The 19,254-nt window shown below is 62.8% G+C and carries 14 protein-coding genes and 1 pseudogene; 11 read left to right on the forward strand and 4 right to left on the reverse strand.

Translation table 11 applies throughout. From position 1 onward, the window contains the following. Window positions 1-14 precede the first annotated feature (14 nt). A complete protein-coding gene (locus PSH87_RS13395; protein ID WP_305434089.1) occupies window positions 15-800 on the reverse strand; it encodes a helix-turn-helix transcriptional regulator in 786 nt (261 codons plus the stop codon). Between the two features lie 199 nt (window positions 801-999). On the opposite strand from PSH87_RS13395, the gene PSH87_RS13400 reads away from it, so the two are divergent. From PSH87_RS13400 to PSH87_RS13435, 8 genes are all read left to right on the forward strand, one after another. Further along, window positions 1,000-2,364 carry an APC family permease gene (locus tag PSH87_RS13400; RefSeq protein ID WP_305434091.1) on the forward strand — a complete coding sequence of 455 codons (1,365 nt, stop codon included), beginning with the start codon at window positions 1,000-1,002 and terminating at the stop codon, window positions 2,362-2,364. 9 nt (window positions 2,365-2,373) lie between these two features. Further along, on the forward strand, window positions 2,374-3,477 hold the full coding sequence (locus PSH87_RS13405) for a P1 family peptidase (protein WP_305434092.1): 1,104 nt from the start codon (window positions 2,374-2,376) through the stop codon (window positions 3,475-3,477). 366 nt (window positions 3,478-3,843) lie between these two features. Continuing rightward, window positions 3,844-5,277: a serralysin family metalloprotease gene (locus PSH87_RS13410; RefSeq protein WP_305434094.1), complete on the forward strand. Its 1,434-nt coding sequence runs from the start codon at window positions 3,844-3,846 to the stop codon at window positions 5,275-5,277. A gap of 48 nt (window positions 5,278-5,325) precedes the next feature. After that, window positions 5,326-5,691 (forward strand): AprI/Inh family metalloprotease inhibitor, encoded by a 366-nt coding sequence (locus PSH87_RS13415; protein ID WP_017739280.1) that lies wholly within the window; start codon window positions 5,326-5,328, stop codon window positions 5,689-5,691. Window positions 5,692-5,795: 104 nt separating this feature from the next. After that, on the forward strand, window positions 5,796-7,496 hold the full coding sequence (locus tag PSH87_RS13420; RefSeq protein ID WP_305434096.1) for a type I secretion system permease/ATPase: 1,701 nt from the start codon (window positions 5,796-5,798) through the stop codon (window positions 7,494-7,496). Beyond that, window positions 7,493-8,785 (forward strand): HlyD family type I secretion periplasmic adaptor subunit, encoded by a 1,293-nt coding sequence (locus PSH87_RS13425; protein ID WP_305434098.1) that lies wholly within the window; start codon window positions 7,493-7,495, stop codon window positions 8,783-8,785. Before PSH87_RS13420 ends, PSH87_RS13425 begins: the two co-directional genes overlap by 4 nt. A 2-nt stretch (window positions 8,786-8,787) precedes the next feature. Beyond that, complete coding sequence (locus tag PSH87_RS13430; protein WP_305434099.1) at window positions 8,788-10,125, forward strand: TolC family outer membrane protein; 1,338 nt, start codon at window positions 8,788-8,790, stop codon at window positions 10,123-10,125. 40 nt (window positions 10,126-10,165) lie between these two features. Continuing rightward, window positions 10,166-11,578, forward strand: coding sequence for a lipase (locus PSH87_RS13435; RefSeq protein ID WP_305434101.1), 1,413 nt, complete (start codon window positions 10,166-10,168; stop codon window positions 11,576-11,578). 150 nt (window positions 11,579-11,728) lie between these two features. Here PSH87_RS13435 and PSH87_RS13440 read toward each other — a convergent pair whose 3' ends face one another. Continuing rightward, window positions 11,729-11,953: a YgdI/YgdR family lipoprotein gene (locus tag PSH87_RS13440; RefSeq protein ID WP_017739275.1), complete on the reverse strand. Its 225-nt coding sequence runs from the start codon at window positions 11,951-11,953 to the stop codon at window positions 11,729-11,731. Between the two features lie 188 nt (window positions 11,954-12,141). Here PSH87_RS13440 and PSH87_RS13445 point away from each other — a divergent pair, with 188 nt between their 5' ends. The 3 genes from PSH87_RS13445 to PSH87_RS13455 all read left to right on the forward strand — a co-directional run bounded on the left by PSH87_RS13445 (window position 12,142) and on the right by PSH87_RS13455 (window position 17,051). Then, window positions 12,142-13,785 (forward strand): VRR-NUC domain-containing protein, encoded by a 1,644-nt coding sequence (locus PSH87_RS13445; protein WP_305434103.1) that lies wholly within the window; start codon window positions 12,142-12,144, stop codon window positions 13,783-13,785. Further along, a complete protein-coding gene (locus tag PSH87_RS13450; RefSeq protein ID WP_305434105.1) occupies window positions 13,782-16,037 on the forward strand; it encodes an ATP-dependent DNA helicase in 2,256 nt (751 codons plus the stop codon). The genes PSH87_RS13445 and PSH87_RS13450 overlap by 4 nt, the downstream gene beginning before the upstream one ends. An 81-nt stretch (window positions 16,038-16,118) precedes the next feature. Next, complete coding sequence (locus tag PSH87_RS13455; protein ID WP_305434106.1) at window positions 16,119-17,051, forward strand: alpha/beta fold hydrolase; 933 nt, start codon at window positions 16,119-16,121, stop codon at window positions 17,049-17,051. Here the strand turns inward: PSH87_RS13455 and PSH87_RS13460 are convergent. Next, complete coding sequence (locus tag PSH87_RS13460) at window positions 17,014-18,480, reverse strand: HAMP domain-containing sensor histidine kinase (RefSeq protein ID WP_305434108.1); 1,467 nt, start codon at window positions 18,478-18,480, stop codon at window positions 17,014-17,016. The genes PSH87_RS13455 and PSH87_RS13460 overlap by 38 nt on opposite strands. Next, window positions 18,477-19,188: pseudogene (locus tag PSH87_RS13465) on the reverse strand (response regulator transcription factor). Before PSH87_RS13465 ends, PSH87_RS13460 begins: the two are co-directional and overlap by 4 nt. Window positions 19,189-19,254: the final 66 nt, after the last annotated feature.

The following is a 19,254-nucleotide window of genomic DNA, read 5'->3' on the forward strand; positions in this document are numbered from 1 at the left end:
CGACATCAGGATGATCAAGGTTTCTCCAGATCATGCCCCAACGACTGGATAAACAACGAAAACAACTCCGGCTGTGACGAGATATCCAGCTTCGCGTACAAATGTCGCCGGTGCACCTTCACGGTGTCCGGCGAAATATTCAGGCGCTCGGCCATGGCCTTGGACGAGAACCCGCGCAGCACCAGGCGGGCGATTTCCAGTTCGCGCTCCGAGAGCACGCCGCAACCGAAGTGGCTCAACGCATCGCGGATCTGGCTGTCCATGGCCGGTGCGCGCTGGGTGCTTTGTTGCCAGTGTTGCTGCATCAGCGGCAATACCCAGGCGGCCACCATGGTCAGCAGTCCGGTCTCTTCTACGCTGAACCGCCGCTGCATACCCAGGGACAGTGACAGCGTCCCCGCACCCGGCACCTGCAGAATGAATTGCACCTCGTCCTCCAGCACGTTGTCGTGGAAGTAGTTGAGGAAGTATTCACTCTGACGGAAGTGATCCGGCGCGACTTCCTCCAGGCGGTACACACCGCTGCTGAAACCCTCGCGGCAGGCTTGGAAAAACGGGTCGAGCAGATACAAACCATTGAGGTAGACCAGCATCGACGCAGGTTTGCTGGTGGGTTGCGCGTCGTATTCCTCCAGCGCCAGGGGCGCGCCATCGGTGGGATAGAAGATCGCCAACGCGTTATCGAAGGGCAGGCATTGTTGCAGCAACAGCACCAACTGTTTCCAGAAACGCTCGGTACCAATGTGTGCGACCGTGCGGCCCAGGCCAGCGTGCAGGCCGATTTCCCTGAACAGGCTCATAGCGCAGGCTCCCGTGGAAAAAAGATCGGCCAAGATTTCGGCTTTTGCCGGGCGACGTCAAGGGGAGTACTCCAATAGGGGAATTGGCTGGCAGCGGCCCAGGGGATAACGTCGTTTTCATTCAACGGGAAACATATCCCGACAAGGCTTCATTTTTCGTTTCTGCCTCACACCAAAAACAACAGCAGAGGATAACGATATGAGTGCTTCTCCCGTGCCAGACGGCGTGCTTAAACCCACGCTGAGTGTGTTCGATGTGGTGGCCATCACGGTTTCCGCCGTTACGCCCGCCAGTTCCGTGTTTGTCATCGCGCCGTTTGCCATCCAACAGGCCGGCAGCGGCGTGTTCCTGGCGTTTGTGATGGCCGGGTTGCTCGCGTTGATGTTTGCCTTTTGCTACGCCGAACTGGGCCGCGCCCACAACAGCGCGGGCGGCGAATATGTGTACGCCAAGCGGGTGTTTGGCGGCATGGCCGGTTATGCGACGTTCTTGACGGTGTTGGTGATGCTGCTGTTTATCCCGCCGGTATTGGCCACCGGCGCGGCGACGTACCTGAACAACGCGCTGGGCACAAAATTCGACTCACAAACCGTCGCCCTCGTCATTGTGGTGTGCAGTTACGCCCTGGCCATCCTCAATATCAAGCTCAACGCCTGGATCACCGGCACCTGCCTGTTGTTGGAAGTCGCCGCATTGCTGGTGATCGTGTTTCTCGGTTTCGGCAACCCTGTGCAGCCGGTCAGCGTGCTGTTCCAGCCGCAGATCGTCGAAAACGGCGTGCTGCACCTGGCGCCCTGGGCCCTGGTAATCGGCGCGGTGGGCATTGGCCTGTTCTCGTTCAATGGCTACGGCCCGGCGGTGTTGCTGGCCGAAGACATGAAGTGCGGCGGCAAGGGCGTGCACAAGGCGGTGTTGTGGTCGCTGGGGTTGGTGGTGGTGATCGAACTGGTGCCCATCACCGCGCTGTTGATCGGCGCACCGTCCCTGAGTGCGATGATCAGCAGCCCGGACCCCATCGGTTACCTGCTGACCAGCCATGGCAATGAAACCCTGTCGCGGCTGGTCAGTGCGGGGATTTTTCTGTCGGTGTTCAATGCCATCGTCGCCATCGTCATCCAGATCGGCCGCGTGGTGTTCAGCAGTGGCCGTGACGCGCTGTGGACGCCACGTATCAATACCCTGTTTACGCGTATTCACCCGCGCTGGGATTCGCCGTGGCTGGCGACGCTGTTCCTGGCGGTGCCTTCGGCGCTGCTCAGTTTCAGCTCCAACCTCGCTGACCTCACTTCGTTCACCGTATTGTTGATCATGCTGGTGTACCTGGTGGTGGCGTTGAGCGCCTTGATGAGCCGGGTGTGGCTGCGCGATCGCGAGCATCCGTATCGCATGCCGCTGTGGCCATTGCCGGCCTTGCTGGCGGTACTGGGTGCCGGGTATCTGCTGGCGACCCTGGTGGCTGCGGCCTCCGTGCGCGACGTGATGATCATCGCCGGCTTGCTGGCGGTGTCGGTGATTTTCTATTGCATCAGTGGCCGGTCGAGTCCGGCTTACCAGAAATTGTAAGGAGTGGTTATGCGAGCACGTGAACTGGGTATCACCTTGGGGCTGGGCACCCCCGGCGCGCTGAATGCCATCACCGACGTACCGGGCGTGCGGGTCGGCCACAGCACGCTCAAGACCCGCATCCATGGCAAACAGGTGCGCACCGGCGTCAGCGTGGTGCAGCCACGCGCCGGCGAGGCGCGGCAACAGCCGTGTTTTGCCGGGTATCACGTGCTCAATGGCAACGGCGATGCCACGGGCCTTGAGTGGATCAGCGAAGCGGGGTTGCTGACCACGCCGCTGGCCATCACCAACACCCACAGCATCGGCATGGTGCGCGACACCCTGATCGCCCTGGAGCGCGAGCGCCTGGCGGACCCGGCGGTGTATTGGTGCATGCCGGTGGTGATGGAGACCTACGACGGCCTGCTCAACGATATCTGGGGCCAGCACGTCGGGCCTGAGCATGTGCGCGAAGCGCTGGAGAGCGCCGAATCCGGCCCGGTGCAGGAAGGCGCCGTGGGCGGCGGCACCGGGATGATCTGCCATGAGTTCAAGGGCGGCATCGGCACCGCGTCGCGGTGCTTGTCGGCGGAGCAGGGCGGCTGGACCGTCGGCGTGCTGGTGCAGGCCAACCACGGCAAGCGCCAGGAGCTGCGGGTCGATGGCTACCCGGTGGGCCGCCAGCTGCTGGACATTCCTTCGCCATTCGCCGAGCGGGGCACCCCGGGCATGGGCTCCATCGTGGTGATCATCGCCACCGACGCACCGTTGTTGCCGCACCAATGCACGCGCCTGGCGCAGCGCGCGTCCATCGGCATCGCCCGCACGGGCGGCGGCACCGAGGACTCCAGCGGCGACCTGTTCCTAGCCTTTGCCACCGGCAACCAGGATTTGCCTGCGGCCGATTACGGGCGCAAAGGCTTGCCATTGAGCAGCACGTTGCAGATGGTCAACAACGACCATATCTCACCGTTGTTCAGCGCAGCGGCAGAAGCGGTGGAGGAGGCGATCATCAACGCGATCCTCGCCGGCGAAGACATGGACACCGACGACGGCGTGCGCGTACCGGGCCTGCATGGCGACACGCTGTTGGCGGCATTGCATAAAACCGGCTGGAGTGTGTCCCGGTAATAGGGGGCAACTGCAATTATTAGTGTAACTAGTGGCCGTTTAATGTCGCGAATGACACCCTGTCAATATATTGGATCCATTAACTAATGCTGCCGCGCAAGTTGCGCGGCTTTAGCGCTATTTAATATTTAAATAAGGGGGTGTTGTTTTTTGTCGGACAAAACCAAGTCCGCCCAACAAATACGGCACGCAACTTCTTTGCGCAAATTGTTTGCCTGTTTTGCCTGCAGGAAAAGATGTAGACGAAAGATTTCAAGTTGTGTCAGTTTTCTTACGCCTTCAAAAGAGGCGAGTGATAGGACGATCTCGCCCGCGGGGTTCCTATCGATCAAAGACTGATGCACTTGCAAACAAGGAAGTACGTTTATGTCAAAAGTTAAAGACAAGGCTATCGTGTCGGCGGCGCAAGCCAGCACCGCTTACGCGCAAATCGATAGCTTCAGCCATCTGTATGACCGTGGTGGCAACCTCACGGTCAATGGCAAACCGTCCTACACCGTCGACCAGGCCGCCACCCAGCTGCTGCGCGACGGCGCGGCCTACCGGGACGTTGACGGCAACGGCAAGATCGATCTGACCTACACCTTCCTGACCTCGGCGTCGTCCAGCACCATGAACAAACATGGCATCTCGGGCTTCAGCCAGTTCAGCGCCCAACAGAAAGCACAGGCCGCGCTGGCCATGCAGTCCTGGGCGGATGTGGCGAACGTCACCTTCACCGAGAAGGCCAGCGGCGGCGACGCCCACATGACCTTCGGCAACTACAGCGGCGGCCAGGACGGCGCGGCGGCGTTCGCTTACCTGCCCGGCACCGGCGCAGGCTACGACGGAACCTCGTGGTACCTGACCAACAGCAGCTACACGCCGAACAAGACCCCGGACCTGAACAACTATGGCCGGCAGACCCTGACCCACGAAATCGGCCACACCCTGGGCCTGGCCCACCCCGGCGACTACAACGCCGGCGAAGGCGCACCGACCTACAACGACGCGTCCTATGGACAGGACACGCGCGGCTACAGCGTCATGAGCTACTGGAGCGAAAGCAACACCCACCAGAACTTCAGTAAAGGCGGGGTCGAAGCCTACGCTTCCGGGCCGCTGATCGATGACATTGCCGCGATCCAGAAGCTCTACGGCGCCAACTACAACACCCGTGCCGGCGACACCACGTACGGGTTCAACTCCAACACCGGGCGCGACTTCCTCAGCGCCACGTCCAATGCCGACAAGCTGGTGTTCTCGGTGTGGGACGGCGGTGGCAACGACACCCTGGACTTCTCCGGTTTTACCCAAAACCAGAAGATCAACCTCAATGAAGCCTCGTTCTCCGACGTTGGCGGCCTGGTGGGCAACGTGTCCATTGCCAAGGGCGTGACCGTGGAGAATGCCTTCGGTGGCGCCGGCAACGACCTGATCATCGGCAACAACGCGGCCAACCTGATCAAGGGCGGTGCTGGCAACGACATCATCTACGGCGGCGGCGGGGCCGACCAACTGTGGGGCGGCGCGGGCAACGACACCTTTGTGTTCGGTGCCAGTTCCGATTCCAAGCCTGGGGCGGCGGACAAGATCTTTGACTTCACCTCCGGTTCGGACAAGATCGACCTCAGTGGCATCACCAAAGGCGCAGGCCTGACGTTCGTCAATGCGTTCACCGGGCACGCCGGTGACGCAGTATTGACCTACGCCGCAGGCACCAACCTGGGCACCTTGGCGGTAGACTTCTCTGGGCACGGCGTGGCGGATTTCCTCGTCACCACCGTGGGCCAGGCCGCCGTCAGCGACATCGTGGCGTGATGTAGCAGCGCGGCGTTTCGGCGCCGCGTTTCCCGATGGAGCGTGAAGATGCAGCGTTTTACCCACTTTATCGCCTGCGTGGTGCAGGTCATGTTCATCTCGGCAGGAGCCCCCGTTATGGCGAGTAGCCTCGTTTTACCCAGCAGCGCCCAACTGGCCGGGCACTGGCAACTGCACCAGCAGGACCACGTGTGTGCCCTGGACCTGTTGGCACCCAACGCCGTGCGTGGCGACGTCGTGTGCGCCGAGCAGTGGCTGGGCGACACCCCCAAGACTTGGCTGCCGACGCCGGACGGCATCTGGCTGATGAATGCCGACGGCACGGGCATTACCCATTTGAATCGGCAGAAAAACGGTGAATATAAAGGTCGCACACTCTCCGGTGCGGAAGTGATATTGCAACGCATGCCTTAGTTGTCGGTTATAAGCCTATAACTTGATTTTATTAGTTGCTCGCTCCGTTATTCGGGGTGCGGGTAACTATTGCCCGCTATTTGGTTCAAGGAAGATCGCAAGCTATGGCCACGCCGCCTTTATTCAAAGCGCTGGGTGAATACAAGAGTGTCTTGCTCAGCGTTGGCTGTTTCACGGCATTGATTAACCTGCTGATGCTGGTGCCGTCGATCTACATGCTGCAAGTGTATGACCGCGTGCTGTCCTCCCAGAATGAAACCACCCTGGTGATGTTGACGCTGATGGTCGTCGGTTTCTTTGTGTTTATTGGCACGCTGGAGGCGATTCGCAGCTTTATCGTGATCCGCATCGGCAGCCAGTTGGAGCGGCGTTTCAACCTGCGCGTCTACAAGGCCGCGTTCGAACGCAACCTGCAGCGCGGCCAGGGGCATGCCGGGCAGTCGCTGGGGGATTTGACCCATATCCGCCAGTTCATCACCGGGCCGGCGCTGTTCGCGTTTTTTGATGCGCCGTGGTTTCCCATCTACCTGCTGGTGATCTTCCTGTTCAACGTCTGGCTCGGCGTGCTGGCCACGGCCGGCGCACTGCTGCTGATCGGCCTGGCGTGCCTCAACGAATACCTGACGAAAAAACCCTTGGGCGAAGCCAGCGGTTACTCGCAGCAATCCACCCAACTTGCCACCAGCCATTTGCACAATGCCGAGACCATCCAGGCCATGGGCATGCTCGGTGCCTTGCGTCAGCGGTGGTTTGCCGTGCATTCGCAGTTTCTCGGCTTGCAGAACCGGGCCAGCGACACCGGCTCGGTAATCACCGCCCTGAGCAAATCCCTGCGGCTGTGCCTGCAATCCTTGGTGCTGGGCCTGGGCGCGCTGCTGGTGATCAAAGGCGAGATGACCGCCGGCATGATGATTGCCGGTTCGATCCTGATGGGCCGCGTGCTCAGCCCCATCGATCAATTGATTGCGGTGTGGAAACAGTGGAGTTCGGCCAAATTGGCCTATCAGCGTCTGGACGCGTTGCTGCGCGAGAGCCCCGAAGCCGTCGAGCCGATGAAATTGCCGGCGCCCAAGGGCCAGGTCAGTTTCGAGCAGGTCAGCGCAGGCCCACCGGGGCGGCGGGTGACGACCCTGCATCACGTCAGTTTCGACCTCGGCGCGGGCGAGGTGCTCGGTGTGCTCGGCGCCTCGGGCTCGGGTAAATCCACCCTGGCCCGCGTGCTGGTGGGCGTATGGCCGACCCTGGCCGGCACCGTGCGCCTGGACGGTGCGGATATCCATCGCTGGGACCGCGACGACCTCGGCCCGCATATCGGCTACCTGCCCCAGGACATCGAACTGTTCAGCGGCAGCATCGCCGACAACATCGCGCGGTTTCGCGAGGCCGACCCGCAGCTTGTGGTGCAGGCCGCGCAGCAAGCCGGGGTGCATGAGCTGATCCTGCGCCTGCCCCAAGGCTACGACACGCTGCTGGGTGACAACGGCGGCGGCTTGTCTGGCGGGCAGAAACAACGGGTGGCCCTGGCCCGCGCGCTGTACGGCGGGCCACGGTTGATCGTGCTGGATGAGCCCAACTCGAACCTCGATACCCAGGGCGAAGCCGCGCTGGCCAGCGCCATCGTGCAGATGAAAGCCCAGGGCAGCAGCGTGGTGCTGGTCACCCATCGTTCGGCGGCGTTGGCCCAGGCCGACAAGCTGCTGGTGCTCAACGAGGGCCAGTTGCAAGTGTTCGGCCCCAGCCAGGAAGTGCTGCGGGCCTTGTCCGGGCAGCGCGAACAACCGCCTCAACAGAGGATGCCAGCATGACTCACGTAGAACACGACGCGCGTTTTTTTGTGCGCATGGGCTGGCTGCTGACCGTGCTCGGTGCCGGTGGATTTTTCCTCTGGGCCAGCCTGGCGCCGCTGGACCAAGGTATTCCGGTGCAAGGCACGGTGGTGGTGTCGGGCAAGCGCAAGGCCGTGCAAACCCTCAGCCCGGGCGTGGTCAGCGGGATTCTGGTGCGTGAAGGCGAGGCCGTTAAACAGGGCCAGCCGCTGTTTCGCCTCGACCAGACCCAGCACCAGGCCGACGTGCAATCGCTGCAAGCGCAGTACCGCATGGCCTGGGCCAGTGTGGCGCGTTGGCAGAGCGAGCGAGACAACCGCGCCGCCATTACCTTTCCCGCCGAGCTGAGCGGCGATGCCGACCCGGCCTTGGCCCTGGTCCTGGAAGGCCAGCGCCAACTGTTCAGCAGCCGCCGCGAAGCCTTCTCCCGCGAACAGGCGGGGATCCGCGCGAATATCGACGGCGCCACCGCGCAACTCGGCGGCATGCGCCGGGCGCGCAGCGACCTGACGGCCCAGGCCCAATCCCTGCGCGATCAACTGGGCAACCTGCAACCCTTGGCCGACAACGGCTATATCCCGCGCAACCGGCTGCTGGAGTACCAGCGCCAACTGTCCCAGGTGCAGCAGGACCTGGCGCAGAACACCGGCGAAAGCGGGCGAGTGGAGCAGGGCATCCTCGAATCGCGTCTGAAACTTCAGCAGCACAGCGAGGAATACCAGAAGGAAGTGCGCAGCCAACTGGCCGATGCACAACTGCGCAGCCTGACCCTGGAACAGCAACTGACTTCGGCCGGCTTCGACCTGCAACACAGCCAGATCAACGCGCCGGCCGACGGCATTGCGGTCAACCTCAGCGTGCACACGGTGGGCGCGGTGGTGCGCGCCGGAGAAACCCTGCTGGAAATCGTGCCCCAGGGCACGCGCCTGGAAGTCGAAGGGCGCCTGCCCGTGCATCTGGTGGACAAGGTCGGCACCCAACTGCCGGTGGACATCCTCTTCACCGCCTTCAACCAGAGCCGCACGCCACGGGTGCCGGGCCAAGTCAGCCTGATCTCGGCCGACCAGATGCTCGATGAAAAGACCGGCGCGCCGTATTACGTGCTGCGCACCACGGTCAGCGACATGGCGCTGGAGAAACTCCACGGCCTGGTGATCAAGCCCGGCATGCCCGCCGAGATGTTTGTGCGCACCGGCGAGCGTTCGTTGCTCAATTATCTGTTCAAGCCGCTGCTGGATCGCGCCGGCTCCGCGTTGACCGAGGAATAAGCATGAAACCGGTGTTTATCGCCTTGTTATTGAGCTGTACCAGTGCCCACGCCGCCATGGGGCCGTTCGACGTGTACGAAAAAGCCTTGCGCAACGATCCGGTGTTCCTTGGCGCGATCAAGGAGCGCGACGCCGGCCTGGAAAACCGCACCATCGGCCGCGCCGGCCTGCTGCCCAAGCTGTCCTACAACTACAACAAGGGCCGCAACAACTCCCAGGCCACCTTGCCCGACGGCCGTGGCGGCACCTATCACGATGACCGCAACTACAACAGCTACGGCTCCACCTTCAGCCTGCAACAGCCGTTGTTCGACTACGAAGCCTACGCCAACTACCGCAAGGGCGTGGCCCAGGCGCTGTTTGCCGATGAAAGCTTTCGCGACAAGAGTCAGGCGTTGCTGGTGCGGGTGTTGTCCTACTACACCCAGGCGTTGTTCGCACAGGACCAGATCGACATTGCCCGCGCCAAGAAGAAGGCGTTCGAGCAACAGTTCCAGCAGAACCGCCACTTGTTCCAACAGGGCGAGGGCACGCGCACGGACATTCTCGAAGCCGAATCCCGTTATGAGCTAGCCACCGCCGAAGAGATCCAGGCGCTGGATGAGCAGGATGCATCGCTACGGGAACTGGGCGCGTTGATTGGCGTGCCAAGCGTCAACATCGATGACCTGGCGCCACTGAACCAGGGCTTTGCTGCCTTCACCTTGACCCCGGCCAACTACGACACCTGGCATGAACTGGCAATCAGCAACAACCCGACACTCGCGTCCCAGCGCCAGGCCCTGGAAGTGGCGCGGTATGAAGTGGAGCGCAACCGCGCCGGGCATCTGCCGAAAGTCACCGCGTACGCCAGCTCGCGCCAGCAGGAGTCCGACAGTGGCAACACCTACAACCAGCGTTACGACACCAACACCATCGGCGTCGAAGTCAGCCTGCCGTTGTATGCCGGTGGCGGTATTTCCGCCTCCACCCGCCAGGCCAGCCGGGCCATGGAGCAGGCCGAGTACGAGCTGGAGGGCAAGACCCGCGAAACCCTGATCGAACTGCGCCGCCAGTTCAGCGCGTGCCTGTCGGGGGTGAGCAAGTTGCGCGCGTATCAGAAGGCGTTGACGTCGGCCGAAGCGCTGGTGGTGTCGACCAAACAAAGCATCCTCGGCGGCGAGCGCGTCAACCTCGATGCCCTCAATGCCGAGCAGCAGCTCTACAGCACGCGCCGCGACCTGGCCCAGGCGCGTTACGACTACCTGATGGCCTGGACCAAATTGCACTACTACGCCGGCAACCTGCGCGACACCGACCTGGCCAAGGTGGATGAGGCGTTCGGGCCGGCGGCACGCTAGTCCGCTATCTCGACAAGTCCAACAAAAGAGAGGCACTACGATGGGTATCTTTGACTATAAAAACCTCGGATCCGAGGGCTCCAAGGCGTTGTTCGCCGACGCCATGGCAATCACCTTGTACAGCTATCACAACCTGGATAACGGCTTTGCCGTGGGTTACCAGCACAACGGTTTGGGCTGGGGCTTGCCGGCGACCTTGGTCAGCGCGCTGCTGGGCGGTGCGGACTCCCAGGGGGTGATTCCCGATATCCCGTGGAACCCGGATTCGGAAAAAGCCGCCCTGGACGCGGTGCAGAAAGCCGGTTGGACGCCCATCAGTGCGAGCACCTTGGGTTACGCCGGCAAGGTTGATGCGCGGGGTACGTTCTTCGGCGAAAAGGCCGGCTACACCAGCGCGCAAGTCGAGGTGCTGGGCAAGTACGATGACGCCGGCAAGCTGCTGGAAATCGGCATCGGCTTTCGCGGCACCTCTGGGCCCCGGGAAAGCCTGATCAGCGATTCCATCGGCGACTTGGTCAGCGACCTGATGGCCGCGCTGGGCCCCAAGGACTACGCGAAGAACTACAGCGGCGAAGCGTTCGGCACCTTGCTCAAACACGTGGCCGACTATGCCGGCGCCCACGGCCTCAGCGGCAAGGACGTGGTGGTCAGCGGCCACAGCCTGGGTGGCTTGGCAGTCAACAGCATGGCTGACCTCAGCGGCAATAAGTGGTCGGGCTTCTACAGGGACGCCAACTACGTGGCCTACGCCTCGCCGACCCAGAGCAGCAGCGACAAGGTGCTCAATATCGGCTACGAGAACGACCCGGTGTTCCGCGCGCTCGACGGCTCATCGTTCACCCTGTCGTCCCTCGGCGTGCATGACACGCCTCATGCCTCCACCACCGACAACATCGTCAGCTTCAACGACCACTACGCCTCGACCCTGTGGAATGTGTTGCCGTTTTCCATCGCCAACCTGCCGACCTGGATCTCCCATCTGCCGACCGGTTATGGCGACGGCCTGACGCGTGTGCTTGAGTCGGGTTTCTACGAGCAGATGACCCGCGACTCCACGGTGATCGTCGCCAACCTGTCCGACCCGGCCCGTGCAACAACCTGGGTACAAGACCTCAACCGCAACGCCGAGCCCCACAAGGGCAACACCTTCATCATCGGCAGCGACGGCAACGACCTGATCCAGGGCGGCAAGGGCGCGGATTTTATCGAGGGCGGCCAGGGCAATGACACGATCCGTGACAGCAGCGGGCACAACACGTTTCTGTTCAGCGGGCAGTTTGGCCAGGATCGGGTGATTGGCTATCAGCCGACGGACAAGCTGGTGTTCAAGGAGGTGCAGGGCAGTGTGGAATACCGTGAGTACGGTGGGGATACGGTGATCAGTGTCGGTTCGGATTCGGTGACGCTGGTCGGCGTGAGCGGCTGGTCAGGGGAGGGGATGGTGATCAGCTAAAGCTGGAATGCCATCCCAATGTGGGAGCTGACTTGTGTGGGAGCTGGCTTGCCTGCGATGCAGACGCCTCGGTTTTTCAGTTCAATCGAGGTGATGCCATCGCAGGCAAGCCAGCTCCCACATTTTTGAATTGCACTCCGCGCCAGAGAATTACTTTTCCTTGATAACGGTGGCCACATCAGCCGCCTTCACCCGCACGCGCTTGCCAGCAATGTCCGTGAATTCATAGAAGCCATCGGCGGTGTCGGTTTTCGGTAAATCCTGGGTCAAATACTGCGTGCCATTTTGCAATGTCACCACCGTTTGCGTCGCGCAACCGGCCAATACCAGAAAAGTGAGTGCAACCAGTGGCAGACCCAAATTCTTCATGCTCATAACCCTTACCTATCAACCCTGAAAAGTCCCGCGCCACGGGCTGCGGGGCACAAATTTTACGCCATCGGCTCACCCATCAGATCACTTTTATACAAAAAGTTGCGTGCGCCATTTATCTATTACCGATTGCAACAAGCCACCAGCGGCGGCACTCTGTATGCATAACCAGTATTTGACCCCCGTGCGCCATGGCCAATCCCCTCGAAGACCCGCTTTATTACCTGCAAAACTTCCGTCAGGTCCTGCAATGGCTGGGGCAACGCTATGCCGACTTGCTCGACCCCGACGAATCGCAGTTCATTCAGCAATTTGACAGCTTGCCCCAAGCCTCCCAGGCCTTGCTGGTGCGCATGGTCATGCGCAAGGGTGTGCATTTTCGTGCGGGCAAGCTCAATTACCTCGAAATCGGTTGTACCCGTGCAGCGGCCGCACCTTTGTTGCAGCTGACATGGATCGACGATCAATGCCTGCTGAGCTTTGCAGAGCTGTTCGCCTTGCTGCAAAAAGGCGAAATCCTCGCGGCGTTCAAGCCCTGGATCGACAACCCCAAGGGCAACAAGGCCGATTGGCTGGAAGGCTTGGCGGCGCAATTCCCCGACAGCCGCAGCTTTGCCACCTGGTGCCCGGAACTGGCCGATACGCTCTACAGCCTCAGCGTGATGGACCTGTGCGATCGCCTGCGCCTGATGTTCTTCGGCAACCTGTATCAGGACTGGTCCGAGTTCGTACTGGCCGACCTGGGGATCTACACCTACGAAAAGGTGGAGATCTGCGCTGAATCCCGGGGTTTGCGCAGCCGTGATGACGTGCAGGGCTTTCTGTTCCTGCATGCTTGCCAGCAAGCCTTCGAGGCCGGTGAGCCGGTCGCGGACGTACTGGCGCACATCGCCACCCTGAGCACCGACAACCCCTGGCTGGAACGGCGCCGGGCCAAGCTGGCGTTCCAGCTCGGGCAGCATTGCGAGCGCCTCGCCGAGTTGGCCCTGGCCGCACAGATCTACCGCACCTGCGCGTATCCCGGCGCCCGTGCACGGCTGATCCGTGTGCTGGAGCGCCAGGAGGACTACGCCCAGGCCATGGAACTGGCGAGTACGGCGCAACAGGCGCCGGAAAGTCCTGCCGAGCACCAACACCTGCTGCGGGTGCTGCCACGCCTGCGGCGCAAGCTCGGGGAGCCGGCGCTGCCCAAGGTCAAGCCGCAAGAGGTCAGCCGCCTGGACCTGGCGTTGCCACAACCGCTGGAGTCGGTGGAATCCTGTGTGCAGTTGCACCTGAGCACGCCCGAGGCGCCGGTGCATTACGTCGAGAACGGCCTGATCAATTCGCTGTTTGGCCTGCTGTGCTGGGACGCGATCTTCGCGCCGCTGCCGGGCTCGTTTTTCCACCCGTTCCAGCGCGGGCCGGTGGACTTGCACAGCGAAGACTTCCACGCGCGCCGCGCCGCCTTGTTCGACGCCTGTTTCGAACAACTGGCCGATGAACGCTACAAAACCACGATCCGCCAACGCTACGGGGACAAATGGGGCATCCAGTCCCCCTTCGTGTTCTGGAACCTGCTCAGCGCAGACCTGCTGGAACAGGCGCTGGCCTGCCTGCCCGCTGCGCACCTGCGCCATTGGTTCGACCGCCTGCTGCTGGACATCCGCGCCAACCGCGCCGGTATGCCGGACCTGATCCAGTTCTGGCCCGCACAAAACACCTACCGCATGATCGAGGTCAAGGGCCCCGGCGACCGCCTGCAAGACAACCAACTGCGCTGGCTGGCGTTCTGCGCGCAACACCAGATGCCGGTCACCGTCTGCTACGTGCGCTGGGCGGAGCCTGCGCTTTGAGCTACAGCGTGGCCGTGCGGGCGCTGTGTGAATTCACGGCCAAGGTCGGCGACCTCGACCTGCGCTTTACCCCGTCGCCCAGCGCCCAGGAAGGCATTGCCGGCCATCGCACCGTCGCCTCGCGGCGCAGTGCGCACTACCAGAACGAAGTGGCCCTGGAGGGCGACTACCAACAGCTCAGGGTGCGGGGCAGGGCGGACGGCTATGACCCGGATGCCAATCGCCTGGAAGAAGTGAAGACCTACCGCGGCGACCTCGACGCCCAGCCCGCCAACCATCGCCAACTGCACTGGGCCCAGGCCAAGGTGTACGGCTGGCTGCTGTGCCAGAAACTGGAGCTGGCCGACATTGACGTGGCGCTGGTGTATTTCGACATTGTCGGCGAGGGCGAAACGTTACTGCACCAGCGTTATGCGGCCAGTGACCTGGAAGTGTTCTTCAACCAACAGTGCGCGCTGTTCCTCGGCTGGGCCGAGCAGGAAATGCAGCACCGCGACGCCCGCAACCGCGCGGCGCAAAGCCTGGGTTTCCCCCACGCCGGCTTTCGTACGGGCCAACGCGCGCTCGCCGAGACGGTGTACAAGGCCGTCACCACCAGCCGCTGCCTGATGGCCCAGGCGCCCACCGGCATCGGCAAGACCATTGGCACGATCTTCCCGCTGCTCAAAGCCCTGGCCCCGCAGCAACTGGACAAGGTGTTCTTCCTCACCGCCAAGACCCCGGGGCGCAAGCTCGCCCTCGACGCCGCCAGCGTGCTGCACCGCAGCAGCCCCGACTTGCCCCTGCGCGTGCTGGAACTGGTGGCCCGCGACAAAGCCTGCGAACACCTCGACAAAGCCTGCCACGGTGACTCGTGCCCGTTGGCCAAAGGCTTCTACGATCGCCTGCCCGCCGCACGCGCCGCTGCCGCCCAGGTGCGCCTGCTGGACCAGCGCAGCCTGCGCGACGTCGCCCTGGCCCACAACGTATGCCCCTATTACCTGAGCCAGGAAATGGCGCGCTGGGCCGACCTGGTGGTTGCCGACTACAACTATTACTTCGACTTCGGCGCCATGCTGTTCGGCCTCGCCCAGCTCAACCAGTGGCGCGCCGCGGTGTTGGTGGACGAGGCCCACAACCTGGTGGAGCGCGCCCGCTCGATGTACAGCGCCAGCCTCGACCAGTACCGCCTCAAGCCCCTGCGCGACACGGCGCCCGAACCGCTGAAGAAGCCGTTGCAACGCCTCAACCGCGAATGGAATGCGCTGCACAAGGACCAGCTCGCGCCGTACCAGGCCTATGCGGCCCGCCCGGAAAAACTCCTGCAAGCTCTGAGCCTGTGTACCAGTGCACTGGGCGATTATTTTAATGATCAGCCGCAAGCTTTCAGCGGTGAGCTGCAAGCCTTTTACTTTGAGGCGCTGCAATTTACCAAGGTCGCCGAGCTGTTTAACGAGCACTTCATCTTCGATATCAGCAAGCGCCAGCTCAATGGCAAGCGCAGCAGCTCAACCCTGTGCCTGCGCAATGTGGTGCCGGCCGAATTCATTCGCCCGCGCTTGACTGCCGCCCGCAGCAGCGTGCTGTTTTCCGCGACCCTCAGCCCACGGCATTACTACGCCGACTTGCTCGGGCTGCCGGCGGACACGGCGTGGATCGACGTGGAATCGCCGTTCCAGGCTGCGCAATTGCAGGTGCGGATTGTCGATGCAATCTCCACCCGCTTCGTGCACCGCCAAGCCTCGCTGGAGCCCATCGTCGCGCACATCGCCGCTCAGTTCGCGCAACGGCCGGGCAACTACCTGGCGTTTTTCTCCAGCTTCGATTACCTGCAACAGGTGGCGCAATTGCTCGCCGAGCGCCACCCGCAGATCCCGCTGTGGCAACAATCACGGGGCATGGCCGAGGCCGAGCGCCAGGCGTTTCTCGACCAGTTCACCGAACACAGCCAAGGCATCGGTTTTGCCGTGCTCGGCGGCGCCTTTGGCGAAGGCATCGACCTGCCCGGCGCGCGGTTGATCGGTGCGTTCATTGCCACCCTGGGCCTGCCGCAACTGAACCCGGTCAACGAGCAGATGAAGCTGCGCATGGCCGCGATCTTTGGCGCGGGCTACGACTACACCTACCTGTATCCGGGCCTGCAAAAAGTCGTGCAGGCCGCCGGGCGGGTGATCCGCAGCCAGCTGGACGAGGGCGTGGTGATGTTGATCGACGACCGCTTCGGCGAGGCGCGGGTGCGGCAACTGCTGCCACGCTGGTGGGCGGTGGAGTGAGGCATTCCCGGTATCAATGATGCTGGCGCCGCCGCCGGCAATCCGCCACGCTGGGTAAAAACCTTCACACAGGGCCCGCCCATGCGCCAGCAACTGATCCCCGTCAACGGCATTACGCTGAGCGTGCACATCGCCGGCCCCGAGCATGGGCAGCCGGTCTGGTTGTTGCACGGCTTCCCGGAGTGTTGGCACTCCTGGCGTTTTCAGGTCCCGGCGCTGGTGGCGGCGGGTTATCGGGTGTTTGTCCCGCAAATGCGCGGTTATGGCCAATCCAGTGCACCCGCCGATATCGCTGATTACGACTTGCTGACCCTGTGCGCCGATATCCAGCAGGGCATGGACCATTTCGGCCACACCCAGGTGGTGATGGTCGGCCATGACTGGGGCGCCGTAGTGGCCTGGCACCTGGCGTTGCTGGAGCCTGAGCGCGTGACGCGCCTGATCACGTTGTCGGTGCCGTTCGCCGGGCGCGCGCGGCGGCCGGTGATTGAAATCATGCGCGAGCTGTATGCCGACCGCTTCAATTACATCCTGTATTTCCAGGAACCCGGCGTTGCCGAGCGGGAGCTGGATGCGGATATCGAACGCACCCTGCGCCTGTTCATGCAGGACCAGGATGTGTTTCTGCAAAAGAAACCCGCCAACGCCCGCTTGCTGGACGGCGTTGCCACCCCCGGCGCATTGCCATCGTGGTGCACCCGTGCGGACCTCGATGTGTACGTGCACACCTTCGCCGAACAGGGCTTTCGTGGTGCACTGAACTGGTATCGCAATTTCCCGCGCAACTGGCAGCGCACCGAATCCCTGGCCGGCCAGCAGGTGCTGCAACCCACGCTGTTCCTGATTGGCGACCGCGATCCGGTCGGGGTGTTTGAAGCCCATACCCTCAAGCGCATGCCGCAGGCTGTGCCCGATCTGGAGCAACACGTGTTGGCCAACTGCGGTCACTGGATCCAGAACGAGCAAGGGCCACAGGTCAACGGCTTGATGCTTGCCTTTCTAGGGAGAAAGTAAACGTCGCGCCGTGCCCGGGGCGCTCCACCAGGCGGATGCTGCGCCCGTGCAATTGCAGGATGCGGTGCACGATGCGCAGCCCCAGGCCGCCATCGCGGCGCGCACCGCCAATGGTGAAGGCGCGCAGGAACAAGCCTTCACGCAACTCGGGATCAATGCCCGGGCCGCTGTCGCTGACCGTCACCGCGACACCGTCGGCGCCCGGCGCGAGGATCACTTCGACTTCGCCGTTGACCGGCGTGTGACGCAGGGCGTTGTCCAGCAAGTTGGTGAGCACGCGCTCGATCAAACCGAGGTCGGCCAGCACCGTCGGCACCTGCGGCGGCAGGGTGGCGGTGAGCTTGATCGCACGGGCTTCGGCGCTCAGTTCGAATTTCTGGAACACGTCCTGCACCAGGTCCGGAAGGGAAAATCCTTCGATCACCGGCTGCACAAAGCCGTGCTCCAGGCGCACCAGCTCCAGCAGGGATTGAGCGAGGCCGCCGACCTTGCGGCTCTGGTCCAGGGCGATGCCCAGGTAGCGCCGGCGCTCTTCGGGGCTGAGGCTGGCATCCTTGAGGGACAGGGTTTCCAGGTAGCCGTGCAGCGACGCCAGCGGGGTGCGCAGGTCATGGGAAATATTGGCGACCATGTCCCGGCGTTCCTGGTCCTGGTGGGTGAGGGCGCGCCACTGTTCACCGAGGCGGTTTTCCATCTGCACGAAGGCGTGGTCGAGCACGGCGATTTCGTCACCGCTGTGCAGTGGCTCGGTGGCGGGCTCCGGGGTTTTCGGCGCGCCGTTGATATCGAATTGCGCGACCTTGTCGGTCAATTGGCGCAACGGGCGGGTGATCCAGGCAAAGGCGATCAGGCCCGCCATCAGGCACAGCAACGCCACCAGGCCGATGGACCACAGCGCGATCTTCAACGCCATGCCGGTCGCGTCCTTGGCGTCGAACACGTCGTGGGCCTCACCCAACAGCACCACATACAGGAAACCGGTCTGCTTGCCGTTGGCCTTGAGCGGCGCAGCGCTGAACACCTTGCCCCCCTCGACGCTGCGCGGGTCATCGCCGAGGATCGGCAGCATGGCGCCGCTGAGGAAGCGTCGTACCGGCGCGAGGTCAACGCGGTCACGCAACAAGTGCCCGCTGGGCGCGGCGTTGCCGACCACGCGGCCGTTGATGTCGAGCAGGTACACCTCGACGCTCGGGTTCACCAGCATCAGTTGGCTGAACAGCGTGCGCACGGCCTCGGGCTTGAGGCCATCGGCGTCCATCAGTTGCGTGTCACGGGCAATATGCGCGGCGAGGTCGCGGGACAGGCCCTGCACCACTTCCAGCTCGTGCATGCGGTTGGAGCGTACTTGCAGCCACGCCGAGGTGCCGCTGCAGATCAGCAGCAACACGGCAAACACCACCGACAGGCGCTGGGTCAGGGTCAGCTTCATGGCGCGCTCTCGGCAAACTTGTAGCCACGGCCCCACACCGTGAGGATGCGCGCCGGGTTGGCCGGGTCGGTCTCGACCTTGGCGCGCAGGCGGTTGATGTGGGTGTTCACCGTGTGTTCATAGCCCTCATGGCTATAGCCCCACACGGCGTTGAGCAAGTCCATGCGCGAAAACACCTTGCCCCGGCTGGCGCGCGAAGAAATACAGCAGGTCGAACTCACGGGGCGTGAGGTCCAGGCGCTGGCCTTGCAGGGTCACGTCGCGGGTCAGCGGGTTGATGAACAACTGGCCGAGGTCGAGGCTGCCGGCGTCCATCTTCAGGTTGCGTGCCATGGCGTCCACCCGGCGCAGCAGCGCCTTGACCCGCGCCACCAGCTCCGGCATCGAGAACGGCTTGGCCAGGTAATCGTCGGCGCCCAGCTCCAGGCCGAGGATGCGGTGCAACTCACTGGAACGCGCACTGGTGATGATGATCGGCGTGTAGCGCGTCATGGCGCGGGCGCGCCGGCAGATCTCCAGGCCGTCGACGCCGGGGAGCATCAGGTCGAGGATCAGCGCATCCCAGCCGCCTTGCTCCAGCAGGCGCAGGCCCTCGTTGCCATCGGCGCTGTGCACCACGACAAACTGCTCGTCACGCAGGTGCAGGCAGATCAAGTCGGCGATATGGGCATCGTCCTCGACCACGAGGACACGTTTGGGCTGATCCATGTAAGCGAAACCTTGGCTTGTAGTCGGCGCATTGTGCGGCTTTTGCCTCAGTGTAGTTATCACGAA

Origin of the sequence: Pseudomonas sp. FP453 (genome assembly GCF_030687495.1) — a bacterium.
Lineage (GTDB): Bacteria > Pseudomonadota > Gammaproteobacteria > Pseudomonadales > Pseudomonadaceae > Aquipseudomonas.

Coding starts and splice junctions, on each gene's coding strand:
- PSH87_RS13410 (WP_305434094.1), top strand. CDS start 3,844: ATGTCAAAAGTTAAAGACAAGGCTATCGTGTCGGCGGCGCAAGCCAGC.
- PSH87_RS13420 (WP_305434096.1), top strand. CDS start 5,796: ATGGCCACGCCGCCTTTATTCAAAGCGCTGGGTGAATACAAGAGTGTC.
- PSH87_RS13460 (WP_305434108.1), bottom strand. CDS start 18,480: ATGAAGCTGACCCTGACCCAGCGCCTGTCGGTGGTGTTTGCCGTGTTG.
- PSH87_RS13455 (WP_305434106.1), top strand. CDS start 16,119: ATGCGCCAGCAACTGATCCCCGTCAACGGCATTACGCTGAGCGTGCAC.
- PSH87_RS13430 (WP_305434099.1), top strand. CDS start 8,788: ATGAAACCGGTGTTTATCGCCTTGTTATTGAGCTGTACCAGTGCCCAC.
- PSH87_RS13440 (WP_017739275.1), bottom strand. CDS start 11,953: ATGAGCATGAAGAATTTGGGTCTGCCACTGGTTGCACTCACTTTTCTG.
- PSH87_RS13400 (WP_305434091.1), top strand. CDS start 1,000: ATGAGTGCTTCTCCCGTGCCAGACGGCGTGCTTAAACCCACGCTGAGT.
- PSH87_RS13415 (WP_017739280.1), top strand. CDS start 5,326: ATGCAGCGTTTTACCCACTTTATCGCCTGCGTGGTGCAGGTCATGTTC.
- PSH87_RS13395 (WP_305434089.1), bottom strand. CDS start 800: ATGAGCCTGTTCAGGGAAATCGGCCTGCACGCTGGCCTGGGCCGCACG.
- PSH87_RS13435 (WP_305434101.1), top strand. CDS start 10,166: ATGGGTATCTTTGACTATAAAAACCTCGGATCCGAGGGCTCCAAGGCG.
- PSH87_RS13405 (WP_305434092.1), top strand. CDS start 2,374: ATGCGAGCACGTGAACTGGGTATCACCTTGGGGCTGGGCACCCCCGGC.
- PSH87_RS13445 (WP_305434103.1), top strand. CDS start 12,142: ATGGCCAATCCCCTCGAAGACCCGCTTTATTACCTGCAAAACTTCCGT.
- PSH87_RS13425 (WP_305434098.1), top strand. CDS start 7,493: ATGACTCACGTAGAACACGACGCGCGTTTTTTTGTGCGCATGGGCTGG.